The 20,525-nt window shown below is 60.2% G+C and carries 15 protein-coding genes; 9 read left to right on the plus strand and 6 right to left on the minus strand.

Annotation, left to right across the window (positions count from 1 at the left end; translation table 11 throughout):
* Positions 1-13: 13 nt before the first annotated feature.
* Positions 14-2,242 (minus strand): siderophore enterobactin receptor FepA, encoded by a 2,229-nt coding sequence (gene fepA / locus ABLV07_RS01800; protein ID WP_020079377.1) that lies wholly within the window; start codon positions 2,240-2,242, stop codon positions 14-16.
* A gap of 236 nt (positions 2,243-2,478) precedes the next feature.
* On the opposite strand from fepA, the gene fes reads away from it, so the two are divergent.
* The 3 genes from fes to entF are packed head-to-tail and all read left to right on the plus strand — an operon-like array spanning position 2,479 to position 7,846.
* Positions 2,479-3,747, plus strand: coding sequence for an enterochelin esterase (fes, locus tag ABLV07_RS01805; RefSeq protein ID WP_225317915.1), 1,269 nt, complete (start codon positions 2,479-2,481; stop codon positions 3,745-3,747).
* A 3-nt stretch (positions 3,748-3,750) separates the two neighbouring features.
* A complete protein-coding gene (locus ABLV07_RS01810; RefSeq protein WP_015367778.1) occupies positions 3,751-3,954 on the plus strand; it encodes an MbtH family NRPS accessory protein in 204 nt (67 codons plus the stop codon).
* 10 nt (positions 3,955-3,964) lie between these two features.
* The gene (gene entF / locus ABLV07_RS01815) at positions 3,965-7,846 is read left to right on the plus strand and encodes an enterobactin non-ribosomal peptide synthetase EntF (RefSeq protein WP_348853228.1); all 3,882 of its coding nucleotides are present in this window, start codon (positions 3,965-3,967) and stop codon (positions 7,844-7,846) included.
* An 87-nt stretch (positions 7,847-7,933) separates the two neighbouring features.
* Here the strand turns inward: entF and fepC are convergent, their stop codons facing one another.
* Genes fepC through fepD form a run of 3 tightly spaced genes read right to left on the minus strand, consistent with a single transcriptional unit; the run spans position 7,934 to position 10,721 of the window.
* Positions 7,934-8,728, minus strand: coding sequence for an iron-enterobactin ABC transporter ATP-binding protein (fepC, locus tag ABLV07_RS01820; protein ID WP_015367776.1), 795 nt, complete (start codon positions 8,726-8,728; stop codon positions 7,934-7,936).
* Positions 8,725-9,714, minus strand: coding sequence for an iron-enterobactin ABC transporter permease (fepG, locus tag ABLV07_RS01825; protein ID WP_015704707.1), 990 nt, complete (start codon positions 9,712-9,714; stop codon positions 8,725-8,727). The genes fepC and fepG overlap by 4 nt, the downstream gene beginning before the upstream one ends.
* Positions 9,714-10,721 (minus strand): Fe(3+)-siderophore ABC transporter permease, encoded by a 1,008-nt coding sequence (gene fepD / locus ABLV07_RS01830; protein ID WP_015704708.1) that lies wholly within the window; start codon positions 10,719-10,721, stop codon positions 9,714-9,716. Before fepD ends, fepG begins: the two co-directional genes overlap by 1 nt.
* Before the next feature lie 112 nt (positions 10,722-10,833).
* Here fepD and entS point away from each other — a divergent pair, with 112 nt between their 5' ends.
* Positions 10,834-12,075, plus strand: a complete 1,242-nt coding sequence (entS, locus tag ABLV07_RS01835; RefSeq protein WP_101739227.1) for an enterobactin transporter EntS — start codon at positions 10,834-10,836, stop codon at positions 12,073-12,075.
* A 57-nt stretch (positions 12,076-12,132) separates the two neighbouring features.
* On the opposite strand, the gene ABLV07_RS01840 is transcribed toward entS, so the two are convergent.
* Both ABLV07_RS01840 and fepB read right to left on the minus strand, forming a co-directional pair.
* Complete coding sequence (locus tag ABLV07_RS01840) at positions 12,133-14,262, minus strand: glycosyl hydrolase family 18 protein (RefSeq protein ID WP_100280008.1); 2,130 nt, start codon at positions 14,260-14,262, stop codon at positions 12,133-12,135.
* 226 nt (positions 14,263-14,488) lie between these two features.
* Complete coding sequence (fepB, locus tag ABLV07_RS01845) at positions 14,489-15,448, minus strand: Fe2+-enterobactin ABC transporter substrate-binding protein (protein ID WP_032714047.1); 960 nt, start codon at positions 15,446-15,448, stop codon at positions 14,489-14,491.
* 187 nt (positions 15,449-15,635) lie between these two features.
* Between fepB and entC the strand changes: the two genes are divergently transcribed.
* The 5 genes from entC to entH are packed head-to-tail and all read left to right on the plus strand — an operon-like array spanning position 15,636 to position 20,462.
* Positions 15,636-16,811 carry an isochorismate synthase EntC gene (gene entC, locus ABLV07_RS01850; protein ID WP_045361975.1) on the plus strand — a complete coding sequence of 392 codons (1,176 nt, stop codon included), beginning with the start codon at positions 15,636-15,638 and terminating at the stop codon, positions 16,809-16,811.
* 9 nt (positions 16,812-16,820) lie between these two features.
* Entirely contained in the window at positions 16,821-18,428 is a 1,608-nt protein-coding gene (gene entE, locus ABLV07_RS01855; RefSeq protein ID WP_032712837.1) for a (2,3-dihydroxybenzoyl)adenylate synthase EntE, read from the plus strand.
* A gap of 13 nt (positions 18,429-18,441) precedes the next feature.
* Positions 18,442-19,293 (plus strand): enterobactin biosynthesis bifunctional isochorismatase/aryl carrier protein EntB, encoded by an 852-nt coding sequence (entB, locus tag ABLV07_RS01860; protein ID WP_015367768.1) that lies wholly within the window; start codon positions 18,442-18,444, stop codon positions 19,291-19,293.
* A complete protein-coding gene (entA, locus tag ABLV07_RS01865; protein ID WP_015367767.1) occupies positions 19,293-20,048 on the plus strand; it encodes a 2,3-dihydro-2,3-dihydroxybenzoate dehydrogenase EntA in 756 nt (251 codons plus the stop codon). The genes entB and entA overlap by 1 nt, the downstream gene beginning before the upstream one ends.
* Positions 20,049-20,462, plus strand: coding sequence for a proofreading thioesterase EntH (gene entH / locus ABLV07_RS01870; protein WP_020079368.1), 414 nt, complete (start codon positions 20,049-20,051; stop codon positions 20,460-20,462). It begins immediately after the preceding gene.
* Positions 20,463-20,525 lie beyond the last annotated feature (63 nt).

A 20,525-nucleotide genomic window follows, 5' to 3' on the forward strand; every position in this document is an offset into this window, starting at 1 on the left:
GACACTAATATTATCAGAAGTGGGTGTTGACGCTCATATACCAGGTACGGCCGGATTCGTTATAGGTCTCCGCGCCAGCGCCGTACATATAACCTTTGTCGCCGCCGGTGGTTTGGGCGTTACCCGCGCGCCAGTGGCGCTTGTCGAAGACGTTATCCACGCCGCCGGTCAGGCTGACGTTTTTGGTCACGTCCCAGGTCGCGCTCAGGCCGAGGATGCTATACGGGCTGACCTCGTTCTTCTCGCTGCCGGTGACCGGCTGGCCTTTGTAGTTGTACTTCTTCGGTTCCTGCTTGCCGTACCAGGTGAAGGTCGATTGCACAGAAACGTCCTGATAAACCTGCCAGCTCAGCGTTGAGTTCAGCGTGTATTCCGGAATAATCGACAGGCGATCGCCGGTCTCTTTGTTCTTACTCTGCAGCATGTAGGTGATGTTGTTGGTCCAGTTCACCGTCTCGCTGACCGGCACGTTCAACGTGCCTTCCAGCCCTTCAACTACCGCTTTCGGCACGTTTTCCCATTTGTACAGATCGGTGCCTTTGCCGTTGGTATAGACCGGAGCATAGCCTGCTTCAATCTTGTTGCGGTAATCGTTACGGAACCAGGTGACGCCTGCCAGCCAGCCGTCGCGTTTGAACTCCAGGCCGATCTCTTTGTTGATGCTGGTCTCTGCTTTTAAGTCGTCATTCCCTTGCAGATAGCAGCCGGATTTACTCGCATAGCAGCCCTGGCCTTTACTGTAGAGAATATAGTTGGGGTTGGTTTGATACAGGCTCGGCGCTTTATAGGCGCGAGCGATACCCATTTTCAGGGTAAAGTCGTCGCCCAGACCCTGCGACAGGTTCAGCGACGGGCTCCAGTTATTACCGACGATGCTGTGGTGATCGAAACGCAGCGCCGGCGTCAGCATGGTGGTATCGGTCACTTCCATGTTGTTCTCGGCGAACAGCGAGAAGATTTCCGCTTTTGAATAGGGGCTGCGGCCGGTGCTGTCGTAGCCCGGGATTTCACCGCCGGAGAGTTCCTGGGTATTAGAGGCGTTGTCCTTCATGCGCTGCTGGTTCCATTCGGTACCCAGCGTCAGATTCTGGTTAACCCACAGATCGAACGGAATATTGACTTCGCTGTGCAGCATCACGTCGGAGAGATCGATATCCGAGAACTGGTTGCTGCTGAAGATCCCCTCGGTGCCGCCCGCCAGGCCTTCGCCTTTACGCGAGTTGCGGGTGTGTTCGTACTGCGCCCAGTTGCTGGTGGTCACGCCGTTATCCCAGCCGCCGTTCCAGGTCACGGAGTAAGTATTGCGATAGAGACGGTTGGTCTCTTTACCGTAGTTCTCTTTCACCAGATCGTTGCTGTTGGTGTTTTGCGTATCACCGGCATACAGGTTGCCCTGGCGGCTATAGCCGGCTTCAAACTCCAGCGACTGCATCGGCGCGAAATCCCAGCGCACCACGCCGTTGATGTTTTTGTTTTCTACCCCTTCACGCCCGGCGGGCAGGGTATCGGCGTAAATGCCGGTACGTTCAGACTGATGGCCCTGGTTGATATCCCAGGCATCAGCCTGGGTTTTATCGAGGTTACCGTACATGCGGAAGCTGAAATCGCCGCCCAGCGGGCCGCTGAGGCTAAAGTCGGTACGCTTGGTCGCGCCTTCGTCTTTATGCTCCGGCATGTTCATGTAGGCGTTCCACGAACCATGCCACTGGTTGTCGAATTTTTTCGTAATGATGTTGACCACGCCGCCCGCCGCGCCGTTACCGTAACGCGCCGCCGCCGGGCCGCGGATAACGTCTATACGTTCGATCATTTCCGGCGGTACCCAGCTGGTATCACCGCGGGTGTCGCGTTCGCCGCGCCAGCCGAGACGAACAGAGTTACGGCTGGTCACGGGCTTACCATCAATCAGGATTAAAGTGTTTTCCGGGCCCATACCGCGAATATCAATCTGGCGATTGTTGCCGCGCTGGCCGCTGGTGGAGTTGCCGGTCAGGTTGACGCCCGGCATGGTACGGATGATTTCAGAGACGTCGCGCGCCGGCGGACGTTTGCGAATTTCATCGGCGGTAATAGTGGAAACGCCCGGCGCCTGTAGGTTTTGCACCTCGGCGGTGACCACCATCGTTTCTTCACCGGCGGCTTGTTTACTGTCGGTGGTTTCTTCCGCCGCGCACAGCGGGAATGCCACCCCGTAGATACCCAGATTGACCATTAAGGCCAGGGACTTAATCCTGTTATTCATTGTAAGTCAGTTCCGCTTTTCTTTGCCGCTTTCCCCAGAAGCCCCTTCCCACCGGGAGAGGAGGCGGCATAAATGTAGCCAGTAGAAGGTGAACGCTTTCCGTAGCCGACCGAGCCAAACGCTCTGAAAAGACCCTCTCTGACCTTGATTTAATGTAATGAGAAGACGCGCTACCCATAGGCGCGTTAATACGCTATTGCAAATGCAAATAGTTATCAATAATATTATCAATAAATATTACCTTTGTTGATAAAAATCACGGTAAACATAGGGTTACTGACGGAATGCAAATAACGGGAAGTGACGACTGGTGGCGGGAGATCGCCGGCCCGCAGACAGAGGCGCTGGGCGACGCATATCGGGTGACCTTCTGGTGGCGCGATCCGGCAGGCAGCGAAACCACGTCGCCGATTCGGCGGGTGTGGATTTACATTACCGGCGTCACCGATCATCACCACAACGCGGCGCCGCAAACCCTGCAGCGCATCCCAGGTACCGATGCCTGGTGCTGGCAAACCACGCTCCCCGCCAGCTGGCGCGGCAGCTACTGTTTTATTCCCTCCGAACGCGACGACGATTTTTCCCCGCAGCTCTTTAACGGTGAAGCGCCGGACCGCGCGCTACTGCGCGAAGGCTGGCGCAAACTGCTGCCGCGGGCGGTTGCCGATCCCCGCAATCCGCAAAGCTGGAAGGGGGGGCGCGGCCACGCGGTCTCAGCGCTGGAACTGCCGCAGGCGCCGGAACAGCCGGGTTGGCATTATCGCGAGCCGGTTTCGCCAGCGCCGCGCTGTATTGAATGGCGCAGCCAGCGATTAGGAAACCAGCGACGAGTGTGGATTTACACCACCGGCAGTGGGGCGGATCGCCCGCTGGCGGTTCTGCTTGACGGCCAGTTCTGGGCCGAAAGCATGCCTGTCTTTGCGCCGCTGGCGGGGCTGACGCGGGAAGGCCGCCTGCCGCCGGCGGTCTATGTGCTGATCGACGTTATCGACAATCAACACCGCGGCGTGGAGCTGCCCTGCAATCGTGATTTCTGGCTGGCGGTACAGGAAGAACTGCTGCCGCTGGTGCAGGCCGTGGCGCCATTCAGCGATCGCGCCGACAGGACGGTAGTTGCGGGGCAGAGCTTCGGCGGTCTGGCGGCGATGTATGCCGCGCTCCACTGGCCGCAGCGTTTTGGCTGCGTTCTGAGCCAGTCGGGGTCGTACTGGTGGCCGCAGCGCGGCAGTAGCCAGCCGGGAGTGATACTTGAACAACTGCAGCGCGGCGAGCTTCGACCGCAGGGGCTGCGTATCTGGCTGGAAGCCGGCGTGCGCGAGCCGATTATTTTTCGCGCCAACCAGGCGCTTTTCGCGCAACTACGGCAGACCACGCCGTCCGTTTTCTGGCGCCAGGTTGACGGCGGTCATGACGCGCTATGCTGGCGCGGCGGGCTGACGTCCGGGCTTATCCAGCTATGGCAGCCTTTGCGCCGCGGGCAACAACACGCGCTTAATGAGGAGTGAGAGATGCAATTCAGCAACCCCTTCGACAATCCGCAAGGGCAGTTTTACATTCTGCGCAACGCACAGGGGCAATATAGTTTGTGGCCGCATCACTGCGCGCTGCCGACAGGCTGGACGGTGGAGTGTCCGCCGCAGTCATTAGAGGCCTGCAACGCCTGGCTTGCCGCCAACTGGTCAACCCTTATCCCAGCGCACTACGCCTCCTGAGGAGCTTTCGATGAGTACACGTTTACCGCTGGTTGCGGCGCAGCCGGGAATTTGGATGGCTGAACGCCTCTCCACGCTACCCGGCGCCTGGAGCGTTGCCCACTATGTTGAACTGCGCGGCAATCTTGATCCGGCGCTGCTGAGTAAGGCGATCGTCGCCGGGCTTAAGCAGGCCGATACCCTGAGCATGCGCTTTTGCGAAGATAATGGCGAAGCGTGGCAGTGGGTTGATGACGCGCGCGAGTTTGCCGAGCCGCAAAGCGTCGACCTGCGCCAGCAGGCCGATCCGCATATGTCCGCGCTGACGCTGATGCAAAGCGATCTCGGGCAGAATCTGCGCGTCGACAGCGGTAATCCGCTGGTCTGCCATCAGCTCATGCGCGTTGGCGACGACTGCTGGTACTGGTATCAGCGCTATCACCATTTACTGGTCGATGGTTTTAGTTTCCCGGCCATTACCCGCCAGATCGCCGCTATTTATCGTGCCTGGCAACGCGGCGAAGAGACGCCGGATTCACCGTTTACGCCGTTCGCCGAAGTGGTGGAAGAGTATCAGCGCTACTACGGCAGCGAGGCGTGGCAGCGCGATAAAGCCTTCTGGCAGGCGCAGCGTCAGGCGTTGCCGTCTCCGGCCTCGCTATCAGACGCGCCGCTGGCCGGCCGGGCGACCAGCAGCGATATCTGGCGCCTGAAACTGGAGGCCGATCCGGCTGTCTTCAGCCAGCTCGCAGCCAGCGCGCCGCAGTGCCAGCGTGCCGATCTGGCGCTGGCGCTGACGACGTTGTGGCTGGGGCGGCTGTGCGGCCGCATGGATTACGCGGCTGGCTTTATCTTTATGCGCCGCATGGGATCGGCGGCGCTGACCGCCACCGGCCCGGTACTCAACGTACTGCCGCTGGCGGTGAATATCGATGCGCAGGAGACGCTGGCGCAACTGGCGACGCGTCTCTCCGGGCAACTGAAAAAAATGCGCCTCCATCAGCGCTACGATGCCGAGCAAATTGTCCGCGATAGCGGTAAAGCGGCGGGCGACGAACCGCTGTTTGGCCCGGTGCTGAACATCAAAGTCTTTGATTACCAGTTGGATATCGACGACGTGCAGGCGCAGACGCATACTCTCGCCACCGGCCCGGTGAATGACCTCGAGCTGGCACTGTTCCCGGACGAACGCGGCGGTCTGTCGCTGGAGATCCTCGCCAATAAAGCGCGTTATGATGAGGCGACGCTGAACCGCCACGTGTCGCGGCTGACCGCGCTGCTGGCGCAGTTCGCCGCCAATCCGGCGCTGCGCTGCGGCGAGGCGGAGATGCTGTCGGCGGAAGAAGGCGCGCAGCTGGCATTGATCAACAATACCGCGATGCCGCTGCCGACCACTACCCTCAGCGCGCTGGTGGCGGAACAGGCGCGGAAAACGCCGGATGCCCCGGCGCTGGCGGATGCCAACTGGCGCTTTAGCTACCGCGAAATGCGCCAACAGGTGGTGGCGCTGGCCAACCTGCTGCGGCAACGCGGCGTGAAGCCGGGGGATAGCGTGGCGGTTGCCTTACCGCGTTCGGTCTTCCTGACGCTGGCGCTGCACGGTATCGTCGAAGCCGGCGCCGCCTGGCTGCCGCTGGATACCGGCTACCCGGATGATCGTCTGCGGATGATGCTGGAGGATGCGCAGCCATCGCTGCTGATTACCTCTGACGATCAACTGTCCCGGTTTAGCGATATTCCGGGACTGACCAGCTTGTGTTATGAGCAGCCGTTGGCTGCTGAAGATGATACGCCGCTGGCGCTGTCAAAACCGGAACATACCGCGTATATAATCTTCACCTCCGGTTCCACCGGACGGCCGAAAGGGGTGATGGTCGGGCAGACCGCCATCGTGAACCGCCTGCTGTGGATGCAAAATCACTATCCGTTAACCGCCGCCGATGTGGTGGCGCAGAAGACGCCGTGCAGCTTTGATGTCTCGGTATGGGAATTCTGGTGGCCATTTATGACTGGCGCCCAGCTGGTGATGGCGGCGCCGGAGGCGCATCGCGATCCACAGGCGATGCAGCGGTTCTTCGCGCAGTACGGCGTGACCACCACCCACTTTGTTCCGTCGATGCTGGCGGCGTTTGTCGCCTCGCTGGATAGCGATAATGTGTCTTCCTGCCGGACGCTAAAACGCGTTTTCTGTAGCGGCGAAGCGCTGCCGACGGAACTGTGTCGCGAATGGGAGCGCTTAACCGGCGCGCCGCTGCATAACCTGTACGGGCCAACGGAAGCGGCGGTGGATGTCAGTTGGTATCCCGCCTGCGGGCCAGAGCTGGCGGCGGTAACCGGCAACAGCGTGCCTATCGGCTGGCCGGTATGGAACACCGGATTACGTATTCTTGATGCCGCCATGCGCCCGGTGCCGCCGGGCGTGGCGGGTGATTTGTACTTAACGGGCATTCAGCTGGCGCAGGGGTATATGGGGCGCCCAGATCTCACCGCCAGCCGCTTTATTGCCGACCCGTTTGCCCCCGGCGAGCGCATGTACCGCACCGGCGATGTGGCGCGCTGGCTGGATAACGGGGCGGTAGAGTATCTTGGCCGCAGCGACGATCAGTTGAAAATTCGCGGCCAGCGCATTGAGCTTGGCGAGATAGACCGGGTGATGGCGGCGCTGCCGGACGTCGCGCAGGCGGTGTGCCACGCCTGCGTCTTCAATCAGGCGGCGGCCACCGGCGGCGATGCCCGCCAGCTCGTCGGTTATCTGGTGAGCGAGTTCGGCCAGCCGCTGGACGTGGCGGCGCTGAAGGCGCGTCTTAGCGAACAGCTGCCGCCGCACATGGTGCCGGTGGTGTTAATCCAGCTGGAATCCTTCCCGCTCAGCGCCAACGGTAAGCTGGATCGTAAAGCGCTACCGCTCCCCTCCTTAAGCAGCGAGCGCTGCGGTCGCCCGCCGCAATCGGCTACCGAAATGGCCGTTGCCGCGGCGTTCAGTCAGCTGCTGGGCTGCGAGGTAAATGACATCGACGCCGATTTCTTCGCCCTCGGCGGCCATTCGCTGCTGGCGATGCGGCTGGCGGCGCAGCTTAGCCGCGAGCTGGCGCGGCAGGTGACGCCGGGGCAGGTGATGGTCGCTTCGACAGTCGGCAAGCTGAGCGCGCTGCTGGCTTCCGACCTGAGCGACGAGCAGGCGCAGCGGCTGGGCTTCGATGCGCTGTTGCCGCTGCGCGAGAGCGACGGTCCGACGCTGTTCTGCTTCCATCCGGCCTCCGGTTTTGCCTGGCAGTTCAGCGTGCTGGCGCGTTATCTTAACCCGCGCTGGTCAATTACCGGTATTCAGTCGCCGCGTCCGACGGGGCCAATGGCCTCCGCCGCCAACCTCGACGAAGTCTGCGAGCACCATCTGCGCACGCTTTTAGCGCAGCAGCCGCATGGGCCTTACTATCTGTTTGGTTATTCGCTCGGTGGAACGCTGGCGCAGGGGATTGCCGCCCGTTTACGCCAGCGCGGCGAAGAGGTGGCGTTCCTCGGCCTGCTGGATACCTGGCCGCCGGAGACGCAAAACTGGGCGGAGAAAGAGGCGAACGGCCTGGATCCCGAGGTGCTGGCGGAAATCGCCCGCGAGCGCGAAGCGTTTCTTGCTGCTCAGCAGGGGCAGGCTTCCGGCGAGCTGTTCAGCGCGATCGAAGGTAACTACGCCGATGCGGTGCGCCTGTTGACGACCGCGCACAGCGCGAAGTTTGACGGCAAGGCAACGCTATTTGTGGCGGAGAAAACGCGCCAGAAAGGGATGGATCCGCAGGTCGCATGGGGGCCATGGGTTGGCGAGCTGGAGGTGTTCAGCCAGAACTGCGCCCACGTCGAGATTATCTCGCCGCAGGCCTTTGAAGCGATAGGCCCGGTAGTGCGGGAGATTCTGGGGTAACGGTAGAGCTCGGGCTACCCGTTTTTGGTAGCCCGGCTCAGCGCAGCGCATGCCGGGAATGCGATGGTTGAGATGGTATAGAAAAGATTATCGGCGACCCAGCGGCACTACCAGCGGCGTATGCGCCACCGGATCGTCGATGATCGTGCAGCGCAGACCGTAGATACGCTCAATTAGATCCGCCGTGACGATCTCTTTCGGCGCGCCTTCGGCAACGATCTTACCGTCGCGCAGGGCGATCAGATGGGTGGCGTAACGACAGGCCTGATTGAGATCGTGCAGTACCGCCGCCAGCGTATATCCCTTCTCGCGATTCAGCTCGCTTAACAGTTCCAGCAGGTCGATCTGATGGCTGATATCCAGCCAGGTCGTCGGCTCATCAAGCAGCATAATCGCCGTCTCCTGCGCCAGTACCATCGCAATCCACGCCCGCTGGCGCTGGCCGCCGGAGAGGGTATCCACGCTCTGCAGCGCGAGGTCGACAATCCCCGTCGCCCGCATCGCGTTATTTACCGCTGCTTCGTCTTCTTTACGCCAACGGGTAAACATCGGCTGGTGCGGATAGCGCCCGCGCGCCACCAGTTCCTGTACGGTGATATCGCCGGGCGTGGTGGCATTCTGCGCCAGCAGGCCAATCCGCTTTGCCACCTCTTTGCTGGCGTAGTGCTGGATCTGCTCGCCATCGAGATAAACGTGTCCGCTGGACGGGGTCATCAGGCGGCTGAGGGTGCGAAGCAGGGTTGATTTACCACAGCCGTTGGGGCCGATAATCGCCGTGAAATGGCCGTCAGGAATCGTGACGTTCAGCGATTCGGCGATGGTCTTTTTGCCGTAGGCCAGGGTCAACTGGTCGCCGCGCAAACGGGAAGTTACAGCGGTCATTTTTTGCGGGACTCCTGAATTAATAACGCGATGAGGTAGATACCGCCAAGACTGACGGTGACCACCCCTACCGGTAACTGATAAGGCATGAACAGGCGCTGGGCGCAGTAATCGGCCAGCGCCAGCAGCAGCGCGCCGCACAGCGCCGACTGGGTTAACCCCCAGCGTGCGGTGCCGCTTATCCGCCGGGCGATATGCGGGGCTACCAGCGCGACGAAAGAAATAGGCCCGGCCAGCGCGGTGGCGGAAGCGGTCAGCAGCACCGCCACCAGCATCAGCAACAGGCGTGAACGTTCGACTCGAACCCCCAGCGCGCAAGCGGTATCGTCGCCCATCTCCAGCAGCCGCATCCGCCTCGCCAGCAGCGCGCCGCACGCTAACATCAGCAGGATCAGCGGCGCCGATGGCCAGGTTTTGCCCCACGTCAGGCCGTTGAGCGAACCGGCATTCCACAACCCGGCGGAAAGGGCAGTCTCAAGCGACGCGCGCAGCAGCAACCAGGTATTGAATGCCACCAGCATGGCGCGCACGCCGATGCCGATAATGATCAGGCGGAAGGTTTCAATGCCGTTGCGCCACGCCAGCAGCCACACCACCAGCGAGGTCAGCACGCCGCCAAGCATCGCCGCCAGCGCGATGGCGGTCAGGTTCTGGCCGAACATCACCATCGCCACCAGCACGCCGCTCCAGGCGCCGGTGTTGAAGCCCATCACGTCCGGGCTACCCAGCGGGTTACGCATCAATGACTGAAAAATGGCGCCGCTGACGCCAAGCCCGGCGCCGATCAGCAGCGCCATCAGCACGCGCGGCAAGCGCCATTCGGTGACCACCATGCTGACGTTGCGAGGCGCGTCGCCGAGCAGCGCGGAAACCACCTGTTCAATGCTGAGCGGCACCAGGCCATTACCCAGACCGAGCAGGGACACCAGCAGACTGGCGGCGATCAGCAGCAGGCAGCAGAACATCAGGCGGCGGGAGGGAGCCATCACAGCGCACCTCCTCGCGGCTGACGGCGAACCAGCCAGATCAACACTGGCGCGCCGATAAAGGCGCTGACCACCGAAACGCGCAGTTCACCAGGCACCAACAGGCGGCCAAGCACGTCGGCAAACAGCAACAGGGCGGGGGTGGCGAGCAGCGTAACCGGCAATGACCAGCGGTGATCCGCCCCCACCAGCCAGCGGGCCATATGCGGCATCATCAGGCCGATAAAGGCGATAGGGCCGACCAGCGCCGTCGCGCTGCCGCACAGGACGGTAATTGCCAGCAGGCCGATAAGCTGGGTGCGCGCGACCCGGCTACCGAGCGCGGTGGCGGTGTCGGCGCCGAGGCTCAGGCTGTTCAGCGCCCGGCTAAGAAACAGAGTTACCACGGCGGCAATCAGCACCGGCAGCAGGACGATTTTCAGCGTTTGCAGGGTGCGAATATCCAGCGAGCCGGCCTGCCAGAAGCGCAGCTGGTCATACACGTCCGGGTTGAGCAGGGCGATGCCGTTGGATAGGCCTTCCAGTACCGCCGCCAGCGCCACGCCCGCGAGGGTCAGGCGCACCGGGCTAAGCTGGCCGCCGCCCTGGCTGCCGGTAAACGCGACCAGTAGCGACGCGGCGAAGGCGCCGCAGAAGGCCATCAGCAACTGCTCCTGCGGCGAAGTGATGCCCAACAGCGCCGCACCGAGCACGATGGCGAAGCTGGCGCCGGAGTTGACGCCGAGCAGGCCCGGGTCGGCCAACGGGTTACGGGTGAGGGTTTGCATTAGCGCGCCGGCGAGACCGAGCGCGCAGCCGGCCAGCAATCCGGCCAGCGTACGCGGCAGGCGGGCATCCAGTACGATAGTGCAGTCGGCGCTCTGACAGCTGCCGGAGAAGGCATCGACAATCACCGAAGGCGGCAGAGGTTTGGCGCCGATAAGCAGGCTGAGCGCAATCGCGAGAGCTAAAAGTAACAAGAGACCAGGCACGGCGACGGCGCGCACCGTGGTCGTAGAAAACGACATAGTTCAAATCCCTGACATGATAATGATATTAATTATCGTTATCGATTTTATTCAGTTATGTTACCATGAGAAACCATAAAAATGGTATGAAAAATAACGACAAGGCCCTTGCATGAACCGACCTTCCCGGCTGCTTGATGTCAGCCTCCTGCGCACCCATCCGGCGTTCCGCGCCGTCTTTATCGCTCGCTTTATCTCTATCCTGTCGCTTGGCCTGCTAGGCGTGGCGATCCCGGTACAAATCCAGATGATGACCCATTCGACCTGGCAGGTGGGGCTCTCGGTGATGCTGACCGGCTGTTCGATGTTCATTGGGCTGATGGTCGGCGGCGTGCTGGCCGACCGTTATGAACGCAAACGCCTGATCCTGCTGGCGCGTGGCACCTGCGGCGTGGGCTTCGTCGGCCTGTGCCTGAACGCTATGCTACCGGAACCCTCGCTGGCGGCAATTTACCTGCTGGGGATCTGGGATGGCTTCTTCGCCTCTTTGGGCGTGACCGCGCTTCTGGCGGCAACGCCGGCTTTAGTCGGCCGCGAAAACCTGATGCAGGCCGGAGCGATCACCATGCTGACCGTGCGTCTCGGTTCAGTGATATCGCCGATGATCGGCGGGCTATTGCTGGCGACCGGCGGCGTGGCCTGGAACTATGGCCTGGCGGCGGCGGGGACGTTCATTACCACCCTGACGCTGCTACGCCTGCCGCTGCTGCCGCCACCGCCGCAGCCGCGCGAGCATCCGCTGAAATCGTTGCTGGCGGGGCTGAAATTTCTCTTTAATAGCCCGCTTATTGGCGGCATTGCGCTGCTCGGCGGCCTGTTGACGATGGCCAGCGCGGTGCGGGTGCTTTATCCGGCGCTGGCGGAAGGTTGGCAGATGTCAAATTCGCAGATTGGCCTGTTGTATGCCGCCATTCCGCTTGGCGCGGCGCTGGGGGCGTTAACCAGCGGACAACTGGCGCATACCGCGAAGCCTGGGGCGTTGATGCTGATAACGACGGTAGGATCGTTTGTGGCGATTGCGCTGTTCAGCGTGATGCCGTTCTGGGCGCTGGGCGCGCTCTGTCTGGCGCTGTTTGGTTGGCTGAGCGCGATAAGCTCGCTGCTACAGTACACGCTGATCCAGACGCAAACGCCGGAGAATATGCTGGGGCGCATTAATGGCCTGTGGACCGCGCAGAACGTGACCGGCGATGCTATTGGCGCGGCGTTGCTTGGCGGATTAGGGGCGGTGATGACCCCGGTGGCTTCCGCCAGCGCCAGCGGCTGGGCGCTGGTAATTGTTGGCGTATTACTGGTTGGCTTATTACGCGAGCTACGTCGTTTTCAGCGTCCGGAAATGGTCAGCGAAAGTTAAGCGCAACAATAGCGAAAGGCCCCGGATTGCTCCGGGGCCTGGCTTCACTTATGACACTTAGTATGCGCCGAGGTCTTTCCAGACGTCGAACTGGCCGCAGTACAGGTCAGGCTGGTTGCCCTGAGACCACCATTTCACCTGATAGTTGTGACCTTTCCAGCTCACGGTTTCAAAGGTACCCCAGTTGCCGCCATAAACGGTTTTGGCATCCCACAGCGGGTAAGGCGTGGTTTCGTCAGATGGTACAACATCGTCTTCCTGTGCCGGCACGTCATCGGCGTCTTTTTCATCGTCAGCCGCTTCATCAGCAGGCTCATCGGCTGGCTCGTCAGCGCTTGGTTCACCCTGGGAGGCGACGACCACCGACAGAATAAAGCGCTGCTGGGTTGACGGTTCACCCCAGGTATCGCGAACGAACAGCGTGAAAGTGAACTCGGTATCCGCGGTGACTTCAGGTACATCGAACTCAATAACCGCGGCGGTTTTATCCGCAACATCAATCGCTGCCGGCACGCCCCAGCTGTAGCTCAGCTCGTCGCTATCTTCATCAGACGATTTTTCCCCGGACAGGCGTACGCGGGAGCCGCCTACGACCATCATTTCAATTGCCGCTTCCGGCGCATGGTTTACCGTTGGTTCAGTTGGCTCATCTTCTGACTTATCGTCTTCTTGTTCATCAGCAGGCACAACGTTGATGCCTTCGAAATAGAACGGCTCCATATCGATAACTTCAGAGGCGATTTCGTAGCCCAGACCTTCACGGGCGGCGTTAACCAGCACGCCGTTATCATGGTCGATAGTCCAGGTAAACAGGCCGCCTAAGCCCAGGCTGGCAGCGTATTCCCCTTTGACTTTGACGGTGCGCGGGGTATCCAGCGACATAAACAGTTTGGATTCCGGATTGTAGAGGAAATCTGCATCAGCCACCTGGTCGGTATAAACGTTAAAGCCGTTACGCCCTTTCTGGTTTTCCAGATCCAGGTAGTTATAAATGACGTCATACCATTCGTTGGTACCGGATTCAAAGGTACCGACGGTGGTGCCGTTACCCGGGTTATAGGTGCCTTTCAGCGGAGACAGCGATTCCAGCTCGGCGTTGCGGCCGTTACGGGTATAGCCGGCGTAACCGATGTTGATGCGCTCAGCCGGGAAACCTTCCGCCAGCAGATGTTCAACGATGGTGTTAATCGCCCAGCCGCCTTGCTCAATGGCTTTCAGGTTGGTGTGGTGCGCGATGCTTTCCGCCCACGGGGTGCCGAAGAAGTCATAGGTCATGACGTTGATGCCGTACAGGCCGGCATTCATCAGCGCTTTGACGTTGGAATAATCAAAGGTCTTCACCACGGCGGAGCTGGCGATAGAGATTTTGACATCGCTCAGGCCGGCAGAATCCAGCTGCTTACGCAGTTCGCCAATCAGCAGGGCGTAGTTATCGCCATCTTCCGGGCCGTAGGGGTTGCCGGCGCCTTCGGCATTCGGGTATTCCCAGTCGATATCCACTTCGCTGAACATCGGGAACTGTTTGAACAGCTTAACCACGCCTTTAGCGAAGGTTTTACGGGCGGAATCAGACGCTGCGGTTTCATGGAAACCATTACTCATGGTCCAGCCGCCGATACTCATGGACAGGACCAGGTTGTGGCCCTGCTGTTTAGCTTTCGCCTGCAGATCGCGCAGACCGCCGAGCAGACCTTTAGTATTGGTTTGGGTCACGGTTTTCGGATCAACATCCCAGCCGCTGACGCTGTGGCCAACGTTAACGTAGGACTGGAAGTCGCCCCACGGGTCGAGGAAAGTCGGTTCATATTTGACTTTGCCGCACTGCTCAGCCCCTTCGGCTACCACATCGCGATACAGACCATCCACTTTATGGAAGCCGGTTACGCCGACGAAGCCAACGATGATTTTATCGTAAGCGGTAGGGGAGACGTTGGTCAGGTCGTAGCCGCGTCCGCGGTTATCTTTCGCATCGCTGCCCTGCAGGCGGCCATCGTACTGAGACCAGTCGGTGTAGTAACCGAAGACCTTTGGTTTGTTGGTCGCGCTTTTATATTTGTTATAGACCGGTTTAGCGACGCGGTCTGACGTATAGCTGTAGTTGCTGACTTCAGTTGCCGGGTTAAAACCATCTGCCGCATTGCTGGTTTCGGTCAGGGTATCGCCCTTGATCAATTTGCTAGTGGTCACGGTAAGTTCCTTCTGAGTTGAATGTCCACCTCAAGTGGTGTGGGGCAGATATTCGGGGAAGGCGGCGACGATGGCTAATCACAAAACAACACCTGAAACGATGATGATTCGCGTGAGGCGCCGATGAGGTATCAAGAGAGGAAAGAAATAAAAAATTCTTTTATAACAACATGATGATGTGGGCGATGATGTGAAATGAGATCCCGGCGCAGGGCCGGGAAGAGAATCAGGCAAAGAGCGCCGATAAACGCTGCAGCACCAGCATGGCGCTGTAGTAGTCCAGACGGAAGGTTTCGGTCCCCAGCGGATAAACGCGTTTAGCGGCAACCGACGGTAGGTGCGCCAGTAGCGGGTTGGCGTAAATGGCCCCGGCGTCTTTCTCATCGCCGGCGAACAGGAACAGGCTTTCGCCGTTGATACCCGCTGCCAGATTCTCGCCGCCTAACTGCACGATGTCGTGACGCTTACCCTGGCTCTGGCTGGCGTGCAGGTTACCCGGCAGCGTCGCCAGCTTAAAGCCTAACTGTTCCAGCATCTGACCCTGCGCTGATTCCGGCGTCCAGATATTGGCGCTGTGCGCCGCGGCGGTATAAACCAGCGCGGTCACCGGCTGCGGCGGCAACTTTAGTTTCTCTTTTAACGAAACGAGCTGTTTATTGAATTCGGCAATGCGCGCGTCCGCCTGCTTTTCGTGACCGGTAATATGCCCTAATTGGGTAAGAAGCGTCTGCCAGCTTTTATCGTCGTAGTTGATGATAAGGGTCGGCGCGATAGTCGACAGCTGGTCGTACAGGGCCAGCGCGGAATCTCCCCCGGTGGCGCTTATCAGAATCAGATCCGGCATCTGCGCCGCCACCGCTTCGGCGCTGGGTTCGCCAATATAGAGTCGCGCCAGGTTGCGCTTTTTAGCGATATCGCCCCACTGGCGCAGAAAGCCCTGTGCATCAGCCACGCGGTTATTCGGCGTGGTCGCGCCGCTGGCGACCACCGGCGCATCAATAGCCAGCAACGATCCGGTGAGGGTGACGCTGGTCGAGACGATGCGCTGCGGTTGGCTCTCCAGCGTATGAGTGCCGCGGCTGTCGACGATCTGACGCGGCCAGTCTGCCGCCAGCGCTGAGTTAATTCCTAAAAGGCACAGCCCGCTGGCGAGTAAAGTACGACGGCAAAAAGTGGCAAAATTCACGAATTCGCATCCTGAGTCAGTTGTAGTAAATACGTCTCATTTTCAACATTGTATTGTCCGGATGCAAGTGTAAGTCGCATAACCTGCTGTTTGTGCGGTTGACAAGGAGCGCAATACCTTTTAGGTTAGCCAACAAAAATATAAATGATAATTATTCTTAATATCTTTATCGTTTTTGGAGGATGATATGGAAACGTCACTGGCTGAGGATGTACAGGAAAAAACGCAGACCCTGTCGCCGCAAAGCTTCTTCTTTATGTCGCCGTACCGCAGCTTCAGCACCACCGGCTGTTTTAGCCGTTTTTCCCAACCTGCCGTCGGCGGTGATTCACTGAACGGCGAGTTCCAGCAGAAAATGGCGGCCGCATTTGCCGAGGCCCGCGCGGCGGGGATCCGCAAGCCGGTCATGGTCGGGGCGATCCCGTTCGACACCAATCAGCCTTCCGAGCTCTATATTCCCGAACGCTGGGAAACCTTCTCCCGTACCGACAAACAGCAGTCCGCGCGTTATGCGGCGCCGCTCAAGGCGATGGATGTTGTCGATCGTCAGGAGATCCCGGAACAGGACGAGTTTTTGGCGATGGTGGAACGCGCCGCCGCGCTAACGGCGACTCCGGAAGTCGACAAAGTGGTGCTATCAAGGCTGATTGATATTACGACCCGCGACCGGGTTGATAGCGGCGCGCTGCTGGAACGGCTGATCGCCCAGAACCCGGCGAGCTTTAATTTCCATGTCCCGCTATCTGATGGCGGGGTATTGTTGGGCGCCAGCCCGGAACTGCTACTGCGTAAAGAAGGACTGCACTTCAGTTCGCTGCCGCTGGCCGGCTCCGCCCGCCGCCAGCCTGACGATGTGCTGGACCGGGAAGCGGGTAACAAGCTACTGGCGTCAGGCAAAGATCGCCATGAGCACGAGTTGGTGACGCAGGCGATGAAGAGCGTGCTGGGCCCGCGCAGTAGCCAATTGTCGCTACCGGAATCGCCGCAGCTGATTACCACCCCGACGCTCTGGCATCTGGCGACGCCGATCGAAGGTACGGCGCTGGCGGAAGAAAACGCCATGTCGTTGGCCTGCCTGCTGCACCCGACCCCGGCGCTGAGCGGCTTCCCGCACCAGGTGGCGAAGCGGCTGATTGCCGAGCTCGAACCCTTCGATCGCCAACTGTTTGGCGGCATTGTCGGCTGGTGTGATGACGAAGGCAACGGCGAATGGGTGGTGACCATCCGCTGCGCGCGCTTACATCAACGCTCGCTACGCCTGTTTGCCGGCGCGGGTATCGTCCCGGCCTCTTCGCCGCTGGGCGAATGGCGTGAAACCGGCGTCAAACTCACCACCATGCTCAACGTATTTGGCTTGAATTAAGAGGCAAGGATGATTGCATTTACCCGTTGGCCGGAAGAGTTTGCGGCCCGCTATCGTCAAAAAGGCTACTGGCAGGATCTGCCGTTAACCAATCTGATTACTCGTCATGCGGACAATGACGCCGTGGCGATTATCGACGGCGAGCGGCAGATTAGCTACCGCCAGTTTAACCAGCTGGTGGATAACCTCGCGTCCTCCCTGCAGCATCAGGGACTCAAGCGTGGAGAAACCGCGCTGGTGCAGCTTGGCAACGTCGCCGAGTTCTACATTACCTTCTTTGCGCTGCTGCGCATCGGCGTCGCACCGGTTAACGCTTTGTTTAGCCACCAGCGCAGCGAACTCAACGCCTATGCCGCGCAGATTAAACCGGTGCTGCTGATTGCCGATCGCGAGCACGCGCTGTTTGCTGACGATAGTTTCCTTAATGGTTTTATCGCTGAGCATCCTTCGCTGCGCGTCGCGCTGCTGCGTAACGATGGCGGCGAGCGCGACCTGGCAACGGAAATTAACCGTACGGCGGATAACTTTGTCGCCAATCCGACGCCGGCTGACGAAGTGGCCTTTTTCCAGCTCTCCGGCGGCAGCACCGGGACGCCGAAGCTTATTCCGCGAACCCATAACGATTACGACTACAGTATCCGGCGCAGCAACGAGATCTGCGGTATTAACGCCGACACGCGCTATCTCAACGCGCTGCCGGCGGCGCACAACTATGCGATGAGCTCGCCGGGATCGCTGGGCGTCTTTCTCGCCGGCGGCCGGGTGATCCTCGCCGCTGACCCGAGCGCCACGTTGTGTTTCCCGCTGATCGAAAAACATCAGATTAACGTCGCGTCGCTGGTGCCGCCGGCGGTCAGCCTGTGGCTGCAGGCTATTCATGAATGGGGCAGCAACGCGCAACTGCAATCGCTGCAGCTGCTGCAGGTTGGCGGAGCGCGCCTGTCCGCGACGCTCGCCGCGCGTATCCCGGCGGAAATCGGCTGCCAGCTGCAGCAGGTGTTCGGCATGGCGGAAGGGCTGGTTAACTACACCCGCCTCAACGATAGCCCTCAGCGGATTATCAACACCCAGGGTTGCCCGATGTGCCCTGACGACGAAGTGTGGGTGGCGGATGCCGACGGTAACCCACTGCCGCGCGGCGAAGTGGGCCGTCTGATGACCCGTGGCCCTTATACCTTCCGCGGCTATTACAACAGTCCGCAACATAACGCTGAAGCCTTTGATGCCGATGGATTTTACTGCTCCGGCGATCTGATTTCGATCGATGAAGATGGCTATATCACCGTCCAGGGGCGGGAAAAAGATCAGATCAACCGCGGCGGCGAGAAGATCGCCGCTGAAGAGATAGAAAACCTGCTGCTGCGCCATGTGGCGGTGATCCACGCCGCGCTGGTTAGCATTGAAGACAATCTGCTGGGCGAGAAGAGCTGCGCTTATCTGGTGGTGACATCACCGCTGCGCGCCGTCGCGGTGCGCCGCTTTCTGCGCGAGCAGGGCGTGGCCGAATTTAAATTGCCGGATCGCGTGGAGTGCGTTGCCGCGCTGCCGCTGACGCCGGTGGGCAAAGTCGATAAAAAACAATTACGTCAGTGGCTGGCCGAAGGCAAGCTGGGCTGAAGGAGAAGAAATAATGGCAATCCCTAAATTACAGGCTTACGCGCTGCCGGAAGCCAGCGATATTCCGGCCAACAAAGTTAACTGGGCCTTTGAGCCGTCGCGCGCCGCGCTGCTGATCCACGATATGCAGGAGTATTTCCTCAACTTCTGGGGCGAAAACAGCGCGATGATGGAAAAAGTGGTGGCCAATATCGCCGCCCTGCGCGACTTCTGCAAACAAAACGGCATTCCGGTGTACTACACCGCCCAGCCGAAAGAGCAGAGCGATGAAGACCGCGCCCTGTTGAATGATATGTGGGGGCCGGGGTTGACCCGATCGCCGGAGCAGCAGCAGGTGATTGCCGCGCTGGCGCCGGATGAACAGGATACGGTGCTGGTGAAATGGCGCTACAGCGCGTTTCATCGCTCACCGCTTGAAGAGATGCTGAAAGAGACCGGCCGCGACCAGCTGATCATCACCGGCGTTTACGCCCATATCGGCTGCATGACCACCGCCACCGACGCTTTTATGCGCGATATCAAACCGTTCTTTGTCGCCGACGCGCTGGCAGATTTCAGCCGCGAAGAGCATTTGATGGCGCTGAAATACGTCGCCGGCCGTTCTGGACGCGTGGTGATGACCGAAGAATTGTTGCCGCTGCCGGCCTCCAAAGCGGCGCTGCGCGCACTAATTCTGCCGCTGCTCGACGAATCCGACGAACCGCTGGATGATGAAAACCTGATCGACTACGGTCTGGATTCGGTGCGTATGATGGCGCTGGCCGCCCGCTGGCGCAAAGTACACGGCGATATCGACTTCGTGATGCTGGCGAAAAACCCGACCATCGACGCCTGGTGGGCGCTGCTCTCCCGCGAGGTGAAATAATGGCGGCGCTCGATTTTCACGGCCAGACCGTGTGGGTGACTGGCGCAGGTAAAGGCATTGGCTATGCCACCGCGTTGGCTTTCGTCGAGGCCGGGGCCAACGTCACCGGTTTCGACCTTGCCTTTGACGGCGAAGGTTATCCGTTTGCCACCGAAATGCTCGACGTCGCCGATGCCGACCAGGTACGCGACGTTTGCGCGCGTCTGCTCAACGATATCGAACGACTGGACGTGCTGGTGAATGCCGCCGGGATCCTGCGCATGGGGGCGACCGATCAATTGAGCGCGGAGGACTGGCAGCAGACTTTCGCTGTGAACGTCGGCGGCGCGTTTAATCTGTTTCAGCAGACGATGGCGCAGTTCCGCCGTCAGCGGGGCGGGGCGATCGTCACCGTCGCCTCCGATGCCGCGCATACGCCGCGTATCGGCATGAGCGCCTATGGCGCCTCGAAAGCGGCGCTGAAAAGCCTGGCATTGACCGTCGGGCTTGAGCTGGCAGGTAGCGGCGTGCGCTGCAACCTGGTATCGCCGGGCTCCACCGACACCGATATGCAACGTACCCTGTGGGTCAATGAAGATGCTGAACAGCAGCGGATCCGCGGATTTGGCGAGCAGTTTAAGCTTGGCATCCCGCTGGGCAAAATCGCCCGACCGCAGGAGATCGCCAATACCATTTTGTTCCTCGCCTCTTCTCACGCCAGCCATATTACGCTGCAGGATATTGTGGTCGATGGCGGCTCGACGCTGGGGGCGTAGATGGCCTGGAAACGAGAGCTCACGCTTGCGGCGCTGAACGCCAGTAGCGAAAACACCATGGTGGCGCATCTGGGTATTGTCTACACCCGGCTGGAGGAGGCGCTGCTGGAGGCGGAGATGCCGGTGGATGCGCGCACGCATCAGCCGTTTGGTCTGCTGCACGGCGGCGCTTCCGCGGCGCTGGCGGAGACGCTGGGCTCGATGGCCGGTTGGCTGATGACCGAGGATGGGCAATGTGTGGTGGGCACCGAGCTTAACGCTACCCACCATCGTCCGGTCTCCAGCGGTAAAGTGCGCGGCGAATGCCGACCGCTGCATCTTGGCCGCCAGAGTCAGAGCTGGGAAATTGTGGTGTATGACGAAAAAGGGCGGCGCTGCTGCACCTGTCGTCTGGGAACCGCGGTGCTTGGCTAAGACGCTGCTATTTCCCCGGCTTGCGCTGCGCTGAGCCGGGCTACGGATCTGTAGGTCGGGTAA

It is taken from the genome of Klebsiella sp. CN_Kp097 (assembly GCF_040064495.1).
GTDB classification, from domain to species: domain Bacteria; phylum Pseudomonadota; class Gammaproteobacteria; order Enterobacterales; family Enterobacteriaceae; genus Klebsiella; species Klebsiella aerogenes.

What these genes read in the sequence shown, in the direction of transcription:
- entS (WP_101739227.1), top strand. Translation starts at nt 10,834, where the DNA reads ATGAACCGACCTTCCCGGCTGCTTGATGTCAGCCTCCTGCGCACCCAT.
- entC (WP_045361975.1), top strand. Translation starts at nt 15,636, where the DNA reads ATGGAAACGTCACTGGCTGAGGATGTACAGGAAAAAACGCAGACCCTG.
- entB (WP_015367768.1), top strand. Translation starts at nt 18,442, where the DNA reads ATGGCAATCCCTAAATTACAGGCTTACGCGCTGCCGGAAGCCAGCGAT.
- entA (WP_015367767.1), top strand. Translation starts at nt 19,293, where the DNA reads ATGGCGGCGCTCGATTTTCACGGCCAGACCGTGTGGGTGACTGGCGCA.
- entF (WP_348853228.1), top strand. Translation starts at nt 3,965, where the DNA reads ATGAGTACACGTTTACCGCTGGTTGCGGCGCAGCCGGGAATTTGGATG.
- fepA (WP_020079377.1), bottom strand. Translation starts at nt 2,242, where the DNA reads ATGAATAACAGGATTAAGTCCCTGGCCTTAATGGTCAATCTGGGTATC.
- fepD (WP_015704708.1), bottom strand. Translation starts at nt 10,721, where the DNA reads ATGTCGTTTTCTACGACCACGGTGCGCGCCGTCGCCGTGCCTGGTCTC.
- entH (WP_020079368.1), top strand. Translation starts at nt 20,049, where the DNA reads ATGGCCTGGAAACGAGAGCTCACGCTTGCGGCGCTGAACGCCAGTAGC.
- fepG (WP_015704707.1), bottom strand. Translation starts at nt 9,714, where the DNA reads ATGGCTCCCTCCCGCCGCCTGATGTTCTGCTGCCTGCTGCTGATCGCC.
- entE (WP_032712837.1), top strand. Translation starts at nt 16,821, where the DNA reads ATGATTGCATTTACCCGTTGGCCGGAAGAGTTTGCGGCCCGCTATCGT.
- ABLV07_RS01810 (WP_015367778.1), top strand. Translation starts at nt 3,751, where the DNA reads ATGCAATTCAGCAACCCCTTCGACAATCCGCAAGGGCAGTTTTACATT.
- fepC (WP_015367776.1), bottom strand. Translation starts at nt 8,728, where the DNA reads ATGACCGCTGTAACTTCCCGTTTGCGCGGCGACCAGTTGACCCTGGCC.